This is a genomic window from Pseudomonas sp. No.21 (assembly GCF_054558415.1).
On sequence record NZ_BAAJNO010000001.1, the window covers coordinates 135638 to 150944 of the forward strand.

The window sequence follows — 15307 nt, forward strand, 5'->3', positions numbered from 1 at the left end:
TCAGCCGGTCCGGGCGGACGGGTCGGCCGGCCGGTCGTGGCGGCGGGGCAGCACCGGCTTCTGCAGCAGCCCCCTGACCCGTGAGGCGAGGGACTCGATGGCGAAGGGCTTGGACAGCACCTCCATGCCCGACTCCAGCTGCTCGTTGTCGAACAGGCTGTTCTGCGCGTAGCCGGTGATGAACAGCACGCGCAGGTCCGGGCGCAGGCGCCTGGCGATCCGCGCCATCTCCTGGCCATTCATGCCGCCCGGCAGGCCGACATCGGCCAGCAGCAGGTCGATGCGCTGCTCGTCTTCGAGCAGCGCCAGCCCGCATGCACCGTCCACCGCCTCCAGCACCTTGTAGCCCAGGTCACGCAGCACTTCGCCGATGAGCATGCGCAGCGGCGCCTCGTCGTCCACCACCAGCACGGTGGCCTGGCGTTCGGCGCGGGGTGCGGCTTCCGGCTGGGCAGCGCGTTCGAGGCGCTCCTCGCCGTGGTGGCGCGGCAGGTGGATGGAGAGGCTGGTGCCCTGGCCGAGCCGCGAGGCGACCTGCACGCTGCCGCCGGACTGCTTGGCGAAGCCGTAGACCATCGACAGGCCGAGGCCGGTGCCCTGCCCGGAGGGCTTGGTGGTGAAGAAGGGGTCGAAGACCCGGGCGATCACGTCGTCCGCCATGCCGGTGCCGGTGTCGGTGACGTACAGGGTCATGTACTCGCCCGGTGGCAGGCCGCATTCATCGGCGCGTGCCCCGTCCAGGCGCTGGTTGCAGGTGCCGATGCTCAGCGTGCCGCCATCGGGCATGGCGTCGCGGGCGTTGATGCAGATGTTGAGCAGGGCACTTTCCAGCTGGTTGGGGTCGACCAGCACCGTCCACAGTTCGGGGCCGCTGAGCACTTCCACCTCGATCATCGGGCCCATGGTGCGGCTGATCAGTTCCTGCATGCCGGCCACCAGGCGGTTGACGCTGGTGGGCTTGGGGTCGAGGGCCTGGCGGCGGGAGAAGGCCAGCAGGCGATGGGTGAGGGTGGCGGCGCGTTCGGCAGCGGTGCGCGCGGTGGAGATGTAGCGGTCCAGGTCGGCGGTGCGGCCCTGGGTGATGCGCAGCTTGAGCAGCTCCAGGCTGCCGCTGATGCCCGCCAGCAGGTTGTTGAAGTCATGGGCGAGGCCGCCGGTGAGCTGGCCCACGGCTTCCATCTTCTGGCTCTGGCGCAGCAGTTCCTCGGTCTGGTGCAGGGTCTCGGCGCGCTCGCGTTCCTGGGTGATGTCGCGGCCGATGGCGCAGATATGCCCCTCGCCGGGGCTGGAGGACCAGTTGATCCAGCGGTAGCTGCCGTCCTTGTGGCGCATGCGGCACTGGAAGTCGCGCAGGGATTCGCCCTGCATCAGGCTGTGGGAGGCGCCCCAGGCACGGTTGAGGTCCTCGCTGTGCACCAGGTCGAGGTAGCTGGTGCCCACCAGTTCCTTCTCGGTCCAGCCCAGTACCGGTTCCAGGGCCGGGTTGGCGGCGGTGATGACCATGTCCAGGCGGGTGATCAGCATCACGTCCGGCGACAGGTTCCACAGGCGGTTGCGGTCGCGGGTGCGCTCGGCCACCTGGCGCTCCAGGGAGTTGGTGAGCTGGCGCAGCTGTTGCTGGGCGAGGCGCTCGGCGGTGGTCTCGATCACCGTGTCGAGCACGCCGACCACCTGGCCGGCCTCATCGCGCACCGGGCTGTAGCAGAAGGTGAAGTGGCAGCGTTCGCTGCGCCCGTTGCGGTCGATCTCCAGGGGGAAGTCCTGGATGAAGGTGGCCTCCCCGGCGAAGGCGCGGTCGGCGATGGGGCCGATGCTGGGCCAGGCCTCCCGCCACACATCGTCGAAGGGGCGGCCCAGGGCTTCGGGCTTGGCGCCGAGGATGGGCCTGAAGGCGTCGTTGTACAGGGTGATGCGTGCGGGGCCCCAGAACAGGCAGTTGGGGAACTGCGAGGCGAGCATCATTTCGACTGCCACCCGCAGGCTGGTCGGCCAGCCGCTGATGGGGCCCAGGGGCGTCCGTGCCCAATCGTGGCCGCGCACCCGCCGGCTCATGAAGCCGGGGGCTGCGGGGAAGGAGTTAGCGTCCATGTCAGTGTCCATCGGAACCAGCATGCAATATCGGTCATGGCGGGCCGATTGGCCACTGCGCGGGGCGATAAAAACGCCCACTGGCGCACAGCAGCGGGTGATCGTTCGTCGCATCGCGGAGGGTGATTGCCCGGCCGTGCCGATGCTGGCAGGGTGGCCATCCCGCAGTCGCCCCCTGGAGCCCTCGATGACCTTCGACCCGACCCTGCTGGCCAAGGCCAGGCACCTCGTCGTCTTCACCGGCGCCGGCATCTCCGCCGAGAGCGGCATTCCCACCTTCCGTGACCGGCTGACCGGCCTGTGGGAGCGTTTCGAGCCTGGCGAGCTGGCCAGCGCCGAAGGCTTTCGCCGCGATCCGGCGCTGGTCTGGGGCTGGTACGAGTGGCGGCGCACCGCCGTGCATCGCGCCCAGCCCAACGCCGGGCACCGGGCCATCGCCGAACTCGCCGAGCGGGTGCCACGGCTCACGCTGATCACCCAGAACGTCGACGACCTGCACGAGCGCGCCGGCAGCCAGGCGGTGCTGCACCTGCACGGCCGCCTCGATGCGCTGCGTTGCTTCGCCTGTACGCGGCCGGCGCTGGAGATCCCCGTGCCGGACGAGCCCGATGCAGGGCGCCGGGTGGAGCCGCCACGCTGCACCCGTTGCAACGGCAAGCTGCGCCCGGGCGTGGTGTGGTTCGGCGAGCAGCTGCCGGCCGATGTGCTGCGTGCGGCGTTCGCGGCGGCCCAGGACTGCGACCTGCTGCTGTCCATCGGCACCTCCGGCGTGGTGGAGCCTGCCGCGCGCATTCCCCGGCTGGCGCTCGCGGCGGGGGCCACGGTGCTGCACCTCAATACCCAGCCGGTGGCGGTGCAGGCCGAGCGCGAGTTCGCCCTGGCGGGCAAGGCCGGCGAGCGGCTGCCGGAACTGCTGCGCCAGGCCTTCGGCGCCTGAGCCGGCCGGCGCCCGGGCCGGAAGGGTCAGAGGGGGCGGTTCTCGGCGCCTTCGAGCAGCGCCAGCAGGTCCTCGACCGTGGCCTCCAGGTACTGGCCGGCCTTGTAGTCGCGCAGCACCGCCTCACCTGCGCCGATCACCGCCTGCGGGCGTTCGACGAACAGGCCCACCGGCTCGAACGCGGCGTCGAGCACCACCACCAGCGGGATCGAGACCTTGTCCAGGCCGAGGCGGGCCTTGAGATCGTCCTCGGCGCGGCCCTTGGTGATCACCGCCAGGTCGACCAGCGGCTGGGTGCGGCAGATGAAATCGAGCACGGCGACGTTGATCTGGCAGTCCGGGCACCACATCTCGCCGGCCACCAGCAGGTGGTAGCGCCGTTCCAGGCGCTGCAGCCGCGCGAGCGCCGCCGGGCCGATGCTGCCCGGTGTCGCCAGCTTCTGCACCACGACGTTGGCGGCGTCCCGCTCGCCGGGCAGGCCGCTGCGGAGGAAGTCGGCGAAGCCCTGGCCGATCTCGAACAACTGCTGGTATGACGCCATGGAAGGCCTCCTGGGAACGATGGGAAGAGGCGGGCATCCCAGCAGAAAAGTGGCGCTCGCATCAAGTGCTGGCGCGGCGCTTGCCGTTTCTCATCCAGCCTGCGAGGCCGGGTATCGCCCTGTTGGGCTTCGCTGTGCTGGGCGCCAACCTGCGGGACCGGGCGCAACCCAAACCACGGGGCCGCCTGGAGCGTAGGGGGGATGACGCTCTTTTCATCCACCAGCGGTGCCGCCGAAGCACCTGGTTCAACGTCGGGGAATGCAGGATTTCCTGGCTGCGCTCCCCGCGAGGCTGCAAAATTCCGATCTCCTTCCTCGGACTTCCATGGGCCCGCACCATGAACGACAGCCTCCCGAAACCGGCCTCACTCGGCATCGCGCTGCGCCGTTGGCGCCTGCTGCACCGGGTCAAGCAGGCCCACGCCGCGCAGCTGTTCGGCGTGGCGCAATCGACCATCTCGCGTTGGGAGAGCGGCGTGCAGGAGATGGAGCCCGCCGAGCGGGCGCGGGTGGAGCAGATGCTGGCCGCCCGGCTGGAGGCGGCGGCCGACCAGGCCCTGGCGCGGCTGGTGGGCGACAGCCCGCGCGCGGTGCACCTGGTCTGCGACCTCAGCCATCGCCTGCTGGCCTGCTCCGCCCTGCGCGCCGCCGAGTTCAGCGTGCCCCTCTCCGAGCTGATGGGGCGCTCGCTGTGGCGCTACGCGACGCCGGAGATCGTGCGCAAGGAGGCCGCGCTGGACGCGCTGGGCTGGCGCGACCTGCTGATGCCGCCGGCGCTGGAGTTCGGCAGCGGCAGCAACGAATCCGCCATCGTGCCGATCCGCCAGGGCCTGTGCCGCTGGACGCGCATGACCCTCTCCGACGGCACCGCCACGCGCCTGGTGGAAACCCTCTGAGCCCCAGTCGCCCACGCATAATCCATGCGTGGACGCGGCATCGCCCCCGCGCCTAGGCTGTGCGACTGCGAGGGCGCCCCCTGCGCCCCGACGGCCATATTCGCGGGTGAGAGATGAACATCGACAGGATCAAGGGACGGCTCGACTTCCTCCGCGAGGCGGAGCGCCTCAAGGACGTACTGCGCAGCGCCCATACCTCCAGCGGGCGTGCGGAAAGCACCGCCGAACACAGCTGGCGCCTGTGCCTGATGGCCATCACCTTCGCCGATGAACTGGCCGGGCTCGATCTGCTGCGGGTGCTGAAGATGTGCGTGGTCCACGACCTGGGCGAAGCCATCCACGGCGACATCCCCGCCATCGAACAGGGCGGCCATCCCGACAAGGGCGCCCAGGAACGCGAGGACCTGCTGACCCTGACCCGTACCCTCGATGCCGAGCTGCGCGACGAGATCCTCGCGCTGTGGGACGACTACGAGAATGCCGCGTCCCCCGAGGCGCTGGCGGTCAAGGCGCTGGACAAGCTGGAGACCCTGCTGCAGCACACCCAGGGCGCCAACCCGGCGGACTTCGACTACGCCTTCAACCTCGGCTACGGGCGCCGCTACACCAGCGGCGAACCGCTGTTTGCGGCCATCCGTGAGCAGCTGGACGAGGACACGAAGCGGCGGATGGAGGCGCGGGCAAGCGCGGCTCGCTGAGCAGCGTTCGACCCCGTCACGTCGACGCGCTCGCCAGCAGGGGATACTCACGGCAGTACCATCGCCTGTGGGACCCTGGCGCGGTGCCTGTCACCCTCCCGTGAGCCCGGTGCCGATGGACGACGGCTGCCTTCCGGCAGCAGCTCGCGGACTACCCGGGCGTCATCGTCTCGTCGGTGATTCTCCGCCCCAACGGCAACCTGATTCCCCGCACTCTGCAGGAGAACGGCGTGAAGATCCCGCCGCACGCCTGGAGCGTCCAGGACTTTCGCGATCTCAACCAGTACATGAGCGGTGTGATCCTCCAGCGGCGCTGAGCGCAGGAGGCGGGGAGCTGCGTCAGCGGGCTTCGCGGCGCTGGTTGCGGCAGCGCTCGGAGCAGTAGCGCACCTCGTCCCAGCAGCGTGCCCAGCGGCGGCGCCAGGCGAAGGGGCGCCCGCACACCGCGCAGGTCTTGTGCGGCAGGTGGGTCTTCTTCACAGGGCCTCGCCGGCATCCAGCCGCGCCAGCAGCCGTTCGCCGCGCTGCCAGAGGGCTTCGACCCGCGCATCCGCCATGCGCTGCAGGTTGCGGTAGACCATGGCCAGGCGCGGATTGCCGCCCAGGCGATCGCGATGGCGCATCAGGAAATGCCAGTACAGCGCGTTGAAGGGGCAGGCGTCGTCCTCGGTCGCCCGCTCCACGTTGTAGCGGCAGCTGGCGCAATGGTCGGACATCCGCTGGATGTAGCGGCCGCTGGCGCAATAGGGCTTGGAGCCGAGGTAGCCGCCGTCGGCGTGCATCACCATGCCCAGGGTGTTGGGCAGCTCGACCCACTCGAAGGCGTCCAGGTAGACCGCCAGGTACCACTCGCAGATGGCCGCGGGGGCGATGCCGGCGAGCAGGGCGAAATTGCCGGTCACCATCAGCCGCTGGATGTGGTGCGCATAGCCCAGCTCCAGGGTCTGGCCGATCGCCTGGGCCATGCAGCGCATGTCGGTGCGGCCGGTCCAGTAGAACGCCGGCAGCGACCGCTGGTTGCCGAAGGCGTTGAGCGCGGCGTATTCCGGCATGCGCAGCCAGTAGATGCCGCGCACGTATTCCCGCCAGCCGATCAGCTGGCGGATGAAGCCTTCCGCCGCGTTGAGCGGCACCTGGCCCTGGCGGTGGGCGTTCTCCACGTCGGCGCAGAGTTGGCGCAGGTCCAGCAGGCCGATGTTCAGGGCGGCGCTGATGCGCGCATGGAAGAGGTAGGGCTCGCCCTCGGCCATGGCGTCCTGATAGTCGCCGAAGGCGGGCAGGGCGAACGCCAGGAAGTGCTGCCAGAGCGCCTGGGCCTCCTCGTGGGTCACCGGGTAGTCGAAGCCTTCCAGGCGGCCGTAGTGCCCGGCGAACCGCTCGCCCACCAGGGCCACCACCTCGCGGGTGATCGCGTCCTGCGCGAACCGCGCGGGGAAGGGGCCGCGCACGCCCTTGGGCAGCGCCTTGCGGTTGTCGGCGTCGAAATTCCAGCTGCCCCCCAGCGGCTGGCCGTCCGGCTCCAGCAGCAGCCCGCTGCGCTTGCGCATCTCGCGGTAGAACAGCTCCATGCGCAGTTGCCGGCGGCTGCCCGCCCATTTGGCGAACGCCTCGCGGGAGCAGAGGAAGCGACGGTCGGCGTGCCAGGCCAGCGGCAAGCCAGTGGCGCGCACCGCCTCCTCCACGCGCCATTCGCCGCACTCGGTCAGGTGCAGCGCCGGCTCGCCCAGGGCGGCGTGCCAGCGGTGCAGCTCGCCAGCCAGGCTGCCGCTGTTGTCGGGGGCGTCGAGGCGCACGTAGATCACCCGCCAGCCGCGTGCCTCCAGGGCCGCCGCGAAGTGACGCATGGCGCTGAAGATGAGCACGATCTTGTGCGGGTGGTGCGGTACGTAGCTCGCCTCCTCCTGGACCTCGGCCATCAGCACCGCGTCATGGGCCGGGTCGAGTTCATCGAACAGCGAGAGGTCGAAGCTGAGCTGGTCGCCCAGCACCAGGCCGAGCCGGCGTACCTTGCCGTTCACCATTGCGAGTCCAGCGACAGGGGCAGGCGCATCGGCTCCAGCGGGCCCTCGCGGACGCCGCACATCTCGTCGTGGACGCAGTGTTGCACCAGGTCACAGGGCAACCGTGGCAAGCCCTGCAGCAAATCGCGGAGCTGGGTCGTCGAGCGCAGGCGCAAGACCTGTCCCTCATCGTCCAGCACCCCTTCGAGGCCCGAGGCGAGCCGCGCCTGGAGGATGTAGAAACCGCCTTCCAGGGACACCACGTCGAGCCCTTCGATACGGCCCGCCAGTGCGGCTTCGCCAAGTTGTTGGAGATTCATCGCCCAGTCCTCCGGCTCACGCCCGGTCAGTCAGTGTTGCAATGCGGAGTCGCGGCGGAAGAACAGGGTCACCTGGCCCAGTTCGACGCCGAGCTTGCTCATGCTCGAGCGGTTGATGAGGGTGTCCTCGTCCATCAGGTACATCCAGTCGTCGAAGTCCACTTCCCAGGTCGAGCCGTCCACCTCCAGGTTCAGCGTGTAGCGCCAGCGCAGGGCGTTGCCCGCCACCTCGCCATCGGCTTCACCGATCACGTCCCCCGCGCGGCCGCGCCAGCGCCCTTCGCCGGCCGGGGTCAGGGTCCACACCCGCTGCTGGCGGGTGCCGTCGCTGTAGAGGAAGCGCTCATCGAGGATCAGCCGCTCGCCCTCGCGGCGGCTGGTGATGTCGACCTTGAAGCGCTTGACCACCTCGCCCGAGCGGTTCTGGAACATGCCCCAGGCCTGCACCGGCCGGGAGAAGAACCCCGGCAGGTCCAGCTGCGGCCGCTCCTTCGCGTAGTGATGGACATCCACACCGCCGCAACCGGCGAGCAGCAGGCAGCACAGCAACCCTATTACGGCACGCATCATCGGCCTCCTCATTGGCTTGTTTCATTGAGCCCGAGCAGCTCGCGGCGCAGCTCGGGATTACGGGTGCGGGCATCCAGCCAGATGGCGAAGAACGCCTGGGCGAAGTCGGTGTCGGCGATCGCATGGCGGAACGCGCCGTCGACGTAGAAACGGCTGCCCCGGCCGGGCTGGTACAGGCCGGTGATGCGCTGGCCCGGCTGGATGTCGACGAAGGCCCGGCGCATCTCGCCATCCCAGGCCGCCAGGCGCTGCTCATCGACCGAGGCGCCCCCCAGCCGGCGCATCTCGTCCAGGCTGGCCTGCACCAGGGTGTCCCGCGACAGCTCGCGGCTGTAGATGAGCTCCAGGGCAAAGGGCTGCTTCCAGTCGACGGGCGCCACCGGGCTCCACAGCCGGGCCTGGTACACCCGCAGGCCGAACCAGGTGAAGTCGCCCTGGCCGACCAGCTTCGCCTCGGGCAGCTCGCTGCGCCAGTCGGCCCAGCTCGGCGAGCCGGCCAGCAGCAGGCCGAGCAGGGCGAGGGTGCGTAACGCCGAGATGGCGGGCGATGCCAGGCGCATGATGGGCTCTCCAGGTGAGTTCATGGGGCGATGATACCTGTACAAATAATAGTTATGTATAGGTATTTGTATAGCTTTGCGGAGGTGGACTCAGGCGACCCGCCCCGCAGCGGCGGCTCCGCCCGGCAAACGGCCCCGCGAAGGCCTGCCGCCCGCGACAGCCGCAGCGGCTGGACTATCGTTCGTTGATCCCGACAAACACCGCGTGCGTCTCGACTGGGGGAAGGCATGAGCAGGCTCGTCTGCGCTGATTTCGATGAATTCGAGGAAGCCCTCTATGGCGTCGAGGGGCGCTACCTGCTGCGTACACGGCAGCAGCGCGACTGGCGCTTGCGCGTCGTCGAGCTCAACGGCGTGGCGCTGATGTTCGGTCGCGAGGGGGCGGGCACCGTCTACAGCGGGGTCGGCCTGAGCGGCTTCTTCAATATCTTCCTGCCGCTGAGCCGGCACGAGGCCACCGTGCTGGGAGGGCAGCGCCTGGATAGACGGCTGATCGGCTGGATGGTGCCCGAGGCGATGTTCCACATCGACGCCAGCCAGCCGGCGAGCTGGATGACCGTGGCGATGTCCTGCGAGCTGGTGCTGCGCTGGGCGCAGCAGCACGAGGACGAGTTCGACGTGTCGATCCTCTCGCGCAATCTGGTCTGCGTGGCCCAGCAGGACCTGGCGCCGCTGGTGTGGCTGGCCTTGCGCCTGTTGCGCATCGATCACTGCGCACCGCAGGAGCTGCACGCCCCGGCGGCCGAGTGCGCGGCGCGTGGCGATCTGCTGGACCGGGTGTTCCGCAGCCTCCTGCCCGCGACACCGGCCCAGGCCGATAGCGCGGGCCGGCAGAACCACCAGGTGATCCTGCGTCGCGCCCTGGAGCTGCTCGACGGCATGCCGGATACGTCGCTGCACATGACGGACCTGTGCCAGGCCTGCAACAGCTCCGAGCGCACGCTGCGCAACCTCTTCACCCGTTACCTGGGGATGAGCCCGCATCGCTACCTGATGCAGCACCGCCTGCACGCCATCCGCCGCGCCATCCTGCGGGCCTCGGCGGAGGAGACCATCACCCAGATCTGCGCACGTTTCGGCGTGTGGGACTTCGGCCGCTTCGCCGGGCTCTACCGGCGCTATTTCGGCGAACTGCCGTCGCAATCGCTGCGCAGCCGGCGCTCCCTGCCGCCTAGGCGGGGCTGATGCGGCGCTGCAGGGTGGCGCTGGGGTACTCGCCGAACAGGGCGTGATAGTCCGCCGCCATGCGCCCGCCATCGGTGTAGCCGAAGCGGCGGGCCATTTCCGCGACGCCGGTCTGGTGTGGGTCGGCAACCGCCAGGGCGGCCCGCAGCAGGTGCAGGCGGCGCAGGCGCAGATACCGCGCCGGCGCCACGCCCAGGATGGCGACGAAGGCGCTGCGCAGGGTGCGCTCGCTGACCCCGACCGTGCGACACAGCTCCGCCAGGCGCGGTGGGCGCCCGCAACCCTGCGGCAACACGTCCAGCACCTCTTTCAGCAAGCGTTCTTGTGCGGCCCGGCGGCGGCGTTCGCGTGGCGTGTTGCGCGGTTGCATGGCGGTGTCCTGGCCAGGAGAGGCACCTCCACGGTGCGCCGGTGCGGGTGCCACGGCTACGTAAAACAGGCACGTGCCGGCCGTCGTGCCGATTTGCCGATTTTACGTAGCCACCTCCTGCCGCCAGCCGCGAGCATCACGTCATCGCTCGCCACCCGCTGCCCCGGCATTCGGCGTCCTGACGAGCCCCCGAAAGCGCCCGCCCCGTGCCGGCGCGAATGGAGGCGATATGAGACTGTCGAGGTGCCGCGCGGGCATTCTTAGCCTGCTCCTGGCTGTGGCCGCCGTGCATCCGCGCGCTGAAGCTCAGGGCCCGACGTTGCTTGAAGTCGAACCCTTCATCGAGTTGCCCGCTGGTGTGCGCTACCCGGAGGGCCTGGCCGTCGCCCCTGACAGCGGCGAGATATTCGTCGGTACCTTCGATGCCCGCCAGCCCGCCGAACGGCGTAACAACCAGCTGCTGCGCTACAGCGCCGGGGGGCGGCTACTCGCACAGCGTGCCTTTGCCGCAACGCCTCTGACCGGCCTGGGCTACGCCGACGGCAGGGTCTACATCCTCAATTTCGGCGCCGGCAAGCTGCAGCGCATCGCGGCCGACTTCACGGCCGACTCTCCCGTGGAGGACCTTCTCGAATTCCCCCGTCTCGATCCCGCCGCGCCGGCTGCCCGCAGCGTGGCCAACCCGGACGGCAGCCAGGACCTGATCCACTTCGGTGCCGGCGGCATGCCGGCGCCCAATGGCCTGGTGTTCGCCGGCAATGGTGACCTCTACGTTTCCGACTCTTTCCAGGGCGCGCTGTACCGCATCGCCAACGCCACGCGCTGCAAACCCTGCACGCTGGAAGTGAAGTCGCGCGACCCGCTGCTGGCCACCGCGGGCTTCTTGCCGTTCGGTGCCAACGGCCTGGCCTTCAACGCCGACGAGAGCCGGCTCTACATCAACAACGCCGGCGACGGTCGCCTGCTGCGCCTGGACCTGGCGAGCGGCGAGCTGCAGGTAGTGGCCGAGAGCCTGCCGGGAGCCGATGGCCTGCTGTTCCATGACGGCTTGCTGTGGCTGCTGGCCAATCAGGTCGACCAGCTGCTCGGCCTCGACGAACACGGCCTGATCCGTGCGCGCGCGGGCGGCTTCGAGGGGATCGCCGGCAACGGTGCGCCTCGTGGCCTGCTGTTTCCCGCCAGCAGCGTGGTGCAGGGCGAGTGGATGCTGGTCAGCAACCTGGCCCTGCCGCTGACGCCCGTCGAAGGGGACGAGTGGGAGGAGCGGGTCAGTACCTGGAACCTGATGCGCGTGCGCCTGCCGCCAGCATCGAACGAAGCGGAGTCTGCCAATGCCGCACAGCCCTGATGCACCGATGAACCACGGCCGTCGCCACCTGCTGCTCGGCTCCGCAGCACTGGCCACGGCGCTGCTGTTACCCCTGGGTGGATGCGTGCGCGGCAGTGGCCTCGCCGCAGGCCGCCCGCAACCTGAGAATGGAGAGCGCAAGACCATGGGCACTATCACCACCCGCGATGGCACCGAGATCTACTACAAGGACTGGGGCAGCGGCCCTGTCGTCGTGCTCAGCCACGGCTGGCCGCTCAACGCCGACAGCTGGGAAGCGCAGATGCTGTTCCTGGCCAGCCACGGCTACCGGGTGATCGCTCATGACCGCCGTGGCCATGGCCGCTCCAGCCAACCGTGGAGCGGCAACGAGATGAACACCTATGCCGACGACCTGGCCCAGCTGCTCGACCAGCTGGATGTGCGCGGCGCCGCGTTGTTCGGCTTCTCCACCGGTGGCGGCGAGGTGGCGCGCTACATCGGCCGCCATGGCACGGCGCGGGTGGCCAAGGCCGGGCTGATCGCGGCGGTGCCACCCTTGATGGTGCGCACCGAGGCCAATCCCGGCGGCCTGCCGCTCGAGGTGTTCGATGGCATTCGCGCGGCCTCCATCGCCGACCGCTCGCAGCTGTACAAGGACGTCGCCAGCGGTCCCTTCTTCGGCTACAACCGGCCGGGCGCCAAGCCCTCCCAGGGCGTGATCGACGCCTTCTGGATGCAGGGCATGATGGCCGGGCACAAGAATGCCCTCGACTGCATCAAGGCCTTCTCCGAAACCGATTTCACCGAGGACCTGAAGAAGTTCTCCATCCCCACGCTGATCCTGCATGGCGATGACGACCAGATCGTCCCGGTGGACGCCGCCGCGCGCGCTTCGGCCAGGCTGGTGCCGCACGCCAAGCTGGTGATCTACCCCGGCGCGCCCCACGGCATCACCGACACCCACAAGGAAAAACTCGGCGCGGACATGCTGGCCTTCCTGCGTGACTGAGCCCCCCTGTGCCCGCCGAATTCCCGGCGGGCCACGGCAAAAGGAGAGACGAGATGAGCGGCAAGAAAGCGTTGATCGTGGTGGATATCCAGAACGACTACTTCCCCGGCGGCCTGTGGACCCTCGACAAGGTCGAGGAGGCCGCGGCCAGGGCGGCCCAGGTGATCGCGGCGTTCCGCGACAGCGGCGACCTGGTGGTGCACATCCGCCACGAGTTCACCAGCCAGGACGCCCCCTTCTTCCGGCCGCACAGCGAGGGCGCGCAGTTGCACCCGAGCGTGATCAACCGCCCGGGCGAGCCGGTGGTGCTCAAGCACTTCATCAACTCCTTCCGCGAGACCGAGCTGAAACCGATCCTCGACAAGGCCGGCGTGAGCGAGGTGGTGGTGGTCGGCAACATGAGCCACATGTGCGTGGACGGCATCACCCGTGCCTCGGTCGATTTCGGCTACCGGACCACCGTGCTGCACGATGCCTGCGCCACCCTCGACCTGGAGTTCGATGGCGTGAAGGTGCCGGCGGCGCATGTGCATGCGGCCTTCATGGCGGCGCTCAGATTCGGCTATGCGCCGGTGATCTCCACCGCCGAGTACCTCGGCCAGCACGCGAGGAATGCCGCATGAGGCGCACCCTGTGCTGTGCGTGTCCAGCGTGCGGGATGTGGCCTCGGGCGATCTGAGCCTGCCAGCGACCTGCAAGGCCGTCGACCAGTGATCGGCGCTGCGGCGCCACCTTTCTCCATGGAGGGCAGCATGAGTGACTCGAGACAGGACACCGGCCTTTTGCTGGTCGACCCCTACAACGACTTCCTCAGCGAGGGCGGCAAGCTCACCGGGCTGGCCAGGCCGGTGGCCGATCGCCTCGGCACCCTGGCCAACCTGCGCGCGGTGGTGGGGGCCGCGCGCCGGGCCGGCATCCGCGTGTTCTACGTGCCGCATCACCGCGCTCGGCCCGACGACTTCCAGGGCTGGCTGCATCCCAGCCCCTACCAGGTGGGGGCGGCGCGGGCCCAGGTGTTCGCCGTCGACAGCTGGGGAGGGGAGTGGCACCCGGACTTCAGGCCCCAGGCCGGCGACGTGGTGGTGCAGGAACACTGGGGCGGCAGCGGCTTCGCCAATACCGACCTGGACCTGCAGCTCAAGCAGCACGGGGTGCGCCGGGTCATCGTCATCGGCCTGCTGGCCAACACCTGCATCGAGGCCACGTCGCGCTTCGCCGCCGAGCTGGGCTACCACGTGACCCTGGTGCGTGACGCCACGGCGGCCTTCTCCGAAGAGGCGCTGCACGCCGCCCACGAAATCAATGGGCCGACCTTCGCCCACGCCATCGTCACCACCGCCGAGCTGCTCGGCGAACTGGTCTGAGGAGCTACCGTGATGCCCAAGCACAAACTGACCAACGCAGTCGGCGCGCCCGTCGTCGACAACAACACCCAGACCGCCGGCCCCCGTGGCCCGGCGCTGCTGCAGGACGTGTGGTTCCTGGAGAAGCTCGCCCACTTCGACCGTGAGGTGATTCCCGAACGGCGCATGCATGCCAAGGGCTCCGGCGCCTACGGCACCTTCACCGTCACCCACGACATCAGCCACTACACCCGCGCCGCGCTGTTCTCCCGGGTGGGCAAGCAGACCGACATCTTCGTGCGCTTCTCCACCGTCGCCGGTGAGCGTGGCGCGGCGGATGCCGAGCGTGATATCCGGGGGTTCGCCGTGAAGTTCTACACCGAGCAGGGCAACTGGGACCTGGTGGGCAACAACACGCCGGTGTTCTTCCTGCGTGACCCGCTGAAGTTCCCCGACCTCAACCACGCGGTGAAGCGTGACCCGCGCACCGGCATGCGCAGCGCGCAGAACAACTGGGACTTCTGGACCAGCCTGCCGGAGGCGCTGCACCAGGTCACCATCGTCATGAGCGACCGCGGCATTCCCGATGGCTACCGGCACATGCATGGCTTCGGCAGCCACACCTTCAGCTTCATCAACGCGGCCAACGAGCGGCACTGGGTCAAATTCACCTGGAAGACTCAGCAGGGCATCCGCAACCTGTCCGACGCCGAGGCCGGGCAAGTGGTGGCCGGCGACCGCGAGAGCAGTCAGCGCGACCTGTACGACAACATCGAGCGGGGCCATTTTCCGCGCTGGACCTTCTACGTGCAGGTGATGCCGGATAAGGACGCCGACAGCTACGCGATCAACCCCTTCGACCTGACCAAGGTGTGGCCGCACAAGGACTACCCGCTGATCGAGGTCGGCGTGCTGGAACTCAACCGCAACCCGGAGAACGTCTTCGCCGAGGTCGAGCAGGCCGCCTTCAACCCGGCCCATGTGGTGCCCGGCATCGGCTTCTCGCCGGACAGGATGCTGCAGGGCCGGCTGTTCTCCTATGGCGATGCGCAACGCTACCGGCTTGGCGTCAACCACACGCACATTCCCGTCAACGCGCCGCGTTGCCCGTACCACAGCTACCACCGCGACGGCCAGATGCGCGTCGATGGCAACCAGGGTTCACGCCTGGCCTACGAGCCGAACAGTCAGGGCGAGTGGGCCGAGCAGCCGGAGTACGCCGAGCCGCCGCTGAGCCTTGTGGGCGCTGCCGATCATTGGAACCACCGCGTCGACGAGGACTACTACTCCCAGCCCGGCGCGCTGTTCCGCCTGATGTCGCCGTCGCAGCAGCAGGCGCTGTTCGACAACACCGCCCGGGCCATCGGCGGCGCCTCGCTACAGGTGATCGAGCGGCACATCGGCCACTGCAGCAAGGCCGATCCGGCCTACGGCGCCGGGGTGCGCGAGGCCATCGGGCGCCTGGCGAGATAGCCTGCGG

General features: G+C 69.2%; 17 protein-coding genes and 1 pseudogene. 10 read left to right on the forward strand and 8 right to left on the reverse strand.

The annotated features are described in order from the left end of the window. Entirely contained in the window at positions 1–2112 is a 2112-nt protein-coding gene (locus tag ACYJSS_RS00555) for a hybrid sensor histidine kinase/response regulator (protein WP_373875109.1), read from the reverse strand. A gap of 163 nt (positions 2113–2275) precedes the next feature. Here ACYJSS_RS00555 and ACYJSS_RS00560 point away from each other — a divergent pair, with 163 nt between their 5' ends. Next, a complete protein-coding gene (locus ACYJSS_RS00560; protein WP_111261608.1) occupies positions 2276–3025 on the forward strand; it encodes an SIR2 family NAD-dependent protein deacylase in 750 nt (249 codons plus the stop codon). Positions 3026–3051: 26 nt separating this feature from the next. On the opposite strand, the gene ACYJSS_RS00565 is transcribed toward ACYJSS_RS00560, so the two are convergent. Then, positions 3052–3567, reverse strand: a complete 516-nt coding sequence (locus tag ACYJSS_RS00565) for a thioredoxin family protein (protein WP_236205161.1) — start codon at positions 3565–3567, stop codon at positions 3052–3054. A gap of 338 nt (positions 3568–3905) precedes the next feature. Between ACYJSS_RS00565 and ACYJSS_RS00570 the strand changes: the two genes are divergently transcribed. The 3 genes and pseudogenes from ACYJSS_RS00570 to ACYJSS_RS00580 all read left to right on the forward strand — a co-directional run. Next, the gene (locus tag ACYJSS_RS00570; protein ID WP_236205162.1) at positions 3906–4463 is read left to right on the forward strand and encodes a helix-turn-helix transcriptional regulator; all 558 of its coding nucleotides are present in this window, start codon (positions 3906–3908) and stop codon (positions 4461–4463) included. A 113-nt stretch (positions 4464–4576) separates the two neighbouring features. Next, complete coding sequence (locus tag ACYJSS_RS00575) at positions 4577–5161, forward strand: HD domain-containing protein (protein WP_236205163.1); 585 nt, start codon at positions 4577–4579, stop codon at positions 5159–5161. 119 nt (positions 5162–5280) lie between these two features. Beyond that, positions 5281–5478 (forward strand): annotated as a pseudogene (locus ACYJSS_RS00580) (cytochrome c); the annotation flags it as partial. A gap of 22 nt (positions 5479–5500) precedes the next feature. Here the strand turns inward: ACYJSS_RS00580 and ACYJSS_RS00585 are convergent. From ACYJSS_RS00585 to ACYJSS_RS00605, 5 genes are read right to left on the reverse strand one after another with little or no spacing between them, the layout of a single operon-like run. Then, positions 5501–5641 carry a DUF2256 domain-containing protein gene (locus ACYJSS_RS00585; protein ID WP_236205164.1) on the reverse strand — a complete coding sequence of 47 codons (141 nt, stop codon included), beginning with the start codon at positions 5639–5641 and terminating at the stop codon, positions 5501–5503. Next, positions 5638–7182, reverse strand: a complete 1545-nt coding sequence (locus ACYJSS_RS00590; RefSeq protein WP_236205165.1) for a cryptochrome/photolyase family protein — start codon at positions 7180–7182, stop codon at positions 5638–5640. Before ACYJSS_RS00590 ends, ACYJSS_RS00585 begins: the two co-directional genes overlap by 4 nt. After that, the gene (locus tag ACYJSS_RS00595; protein WP_111261602.1) at positions 7176–7481 is read right to left on the reverse strand and encodes a DUF6482 family protein; all 306 of its coding nucleotides are present in this window, start codon (positions 7479–7481) and stop codon (positions 7176–7178) included. The genes ACYJSS_RS00590 and ACYJSS_RS00595 overlap by 7 nt, the downstream gene beginning before the upstream one ends. Positions 7482–7511: 30 nt before the next feature. Next, positions 7512–8048, reverse strand: a complete 537-nt coding sequence (locus ACYJSS_RS00600; protein ID WP_236205166.1) for a DUF3833 domain-containing protein — start codon at positions 8046–8048, stop codon at positions 7512–7514. Positions 8049–8059: 11 nt separating this feature from the next. Further along, positions 8060–8611: a chalcone isomerase family protein gene (locus tag ACYJSS_RS00605; RefSeq protein ID WP_236205167.1), complete on the reverse strand. Its 552-nt coding sequence runs from the start codon at positions 8609–8611 to the stop codon at positions 8060–8062. 228 nt (positions 8612–8839) lie between these two features. Here ACYJSS_RS00605 and ACYJSS_RS00610 point away from each other — a divergent pair, with 228 nt between their 5' ends. Beyond that, a complete protein-coding gene (locus tag ACYJSS_RS00610; protein WP_236205168.1) occupies positions 8840–9796 on the forward strand; it encodes an AraC family transcriptional regulator in 957 nt (318 codons plus the stop codon). On the opposite strand, the gene ACYJSS_RS00615 is transcribed toward ACYJSS_RS00610, so the two are convergent. After that, positions 9783–10166 carry a helix-turn-helix domain-containing protein gene (locus ACYJSS_RS00615; protein ID WP_236205169.1) on the reverse strand — a complete coding sequence of 128 codons (384 nt, stop codon included), beginning with the start codon at positions 10164–10166 and terminating at the stop codon, positions 9783–9785. The genes ACYJSS_RS00610 and ACYJSS_RS00615 overlap by 14 nt on opposite strands. A 319-nt stretch (positions 10167–10485) precedes the next feature. Here ACYJSS_RS00615 and ACYJSS_RS00620 point away from each other — a divergent pair, with 319 nt between their 5' ends. The 5 genes from ACYJSS_RS00620 to ACYJSS_RS00640 all read left to right on the forward strand — a co-directional run bounded on the left by ACYJSS_RS00620 (position 10486) and on the right by ACYJSS_RS00640 (position 15300). Next, positions 10486–11514, forward strand: coding sequence for an SMP-30/gluconolactonase/LRE family protein (locus tag ACYJSS_RS00620; RefSeq protein WP_236205170.1), 1029 nt, complete (start codon positions 10486–10488; stop codon positions 11512–11514). Between the two features lie 145 nt (positions 11515–11659). Continuing rightward, the gene (locus tag ACYJSS_RS00625; protein WP_236209414.1) at positions 11660–12484 is read left to right on the forward strand and encodes an alpha/beta fold hydrolase; all 825 of its coding nucleotides are present in this window, start codon (positions 11660–11662) and stop codon (positions 12482–12484) included. A 53-nt stretch (positions 12485–12537) separates the two neighbouring features. Beyond that, complete coding sequence (locus ACYJSS_RS00630; RefSeq protein WP_236205171.1) at positions 12538–13107, forward strand: cysteine hydrolase family protein; 570 nt, start codon at positions 12538–12540, stop codon at positions 13105–13107. Positions 13108–13236: 129 nt separating this feature from the next. Beyond that, a complete protein-coding gene (locus tag ACYJSS_RS00635; protein ID WP_236205172.1) occupies positions 13237–13848 on the forward strand; it encodes a cysteine hydrolase family protein in 612 nt (203 codons plus the stop codon). Between the two features lie 12 nt (positions 13849–13860). After that, positions 13861–15300: a catalase gene (locus tag ACYJSS_RS00640; protein WP_236205173.1), complete on the forward strand. Its 1440-nt coding sequence runs from the start codon at positions 13861–13863 to the stop codon at positions 15298–15300. The last annotated feature ends 7 nt before the right edge of the window (positions 15301–15307 follow it).

Coding starts and splice junctions, on each gene's coding strand:
- ACYJSS_RS00555 (WP_373875109.1), bottom strand. CDS start 2,112: ATGCTGGTTCCGATGGACACTGACATGGACGCTAACTCCTTCCCCGCA.
- ACYJSS_RS00560 (WP_111261608.1), top strand. CDS start 2,276: ATGACCTTCGACCCGACCCTGCTGGCCAAGGCCAGGCACCTCGTCGTC.
- ACYJSS_RS00565 (WP_236205161.1), bottom strand. CDS start 3,567: ATGGCGTCATACCAGCAGTTGTTCGAGATCGGCCAGGGCTTCGCCGAC.
- ACYJSS_RS00570 (WP_236205162.1), top strand. CDS start 3,906: ATGAACGACAGCCTCCCGAAACCGGCCTCACTCGGCATCGCGCTGCGC.
- ACYJSS_RS00575 (WP_236205163.1), top strand. CDS start 4,577: ATGAACATCGACAGGATCAAGGGACGGCTCGACTTCCTCCGCGAGGCG.
- ACYJSS_RS00590 (WP_236205165.1), bottom strand. CDS start 7,182: ATGGTGAACGGCAAGGTACGCCGGCTCGGCCTGGTGCTGGGCGACCAG.
- ACYJSS_RS00595 (WP_111261602.1), bottom strand. CDS start 7,481: ATGAATCTCCAACAACTTGGCGAAGCCGCACTGGCGGGCCGTATCGAA.
- ACYJSS_RS00600 (WP_236205166.1), bottom strand. CDS start 8,048: ATGCGTGCCGTAATAGGGTTGCTGTGCTGCCTGCTGCTCGCCGGTTGC.
- ACYJSS_RS00605 (WP_236205167.1), bottom strand. CDS start 8,611: ATGCGCCTGGCATCGCCCGCCATCTCGGCGTTACGCACCCTCGCCCTG.
- ACYJSS_RS00610 (WP_236205168.1), top strand. CDS start 8,840: ATGAGCAGGCTCGTCTGCGCTGATTTCGATGAATTCGAGGAAGCCCTC.
- ACYJSS_RS00615 (WP_236205169.1), bottom strand. CDS start 10,166: ATGCAACCGCGCAACACGCCACGCGAACGCCGCCGCCGGGCCGCACAA.
- ACYJSS_RS00625 (WP_236209414.1), top strand. CDS start 11,660: ATGGGCACTATCACCACCCGCGATGGCACCGAGATCTACTACAAGGAC.
- ACYJSS_RS00630 (WP_236205171.1), top strand. CDS start 12,538: ATGAGCGGCAAGAAAGCGTTGATCGTGGTGGATATCCAGAACGACTAC.
- ACYJSS_RS00635 (WP_236205172.1), top strand. CDS start 13,237: ATGAGTGACTCGAGACAGGACACCGGCCTTTTGCTGGTCGACCCCTAC.
- ACYJSS_RS00640 (WP_236205173.1), top strand. CDS start 13,861: ATGCCCAAGCACAAACTGACCAACGCAGTCGGCGCGCCCGTCGTCGAC.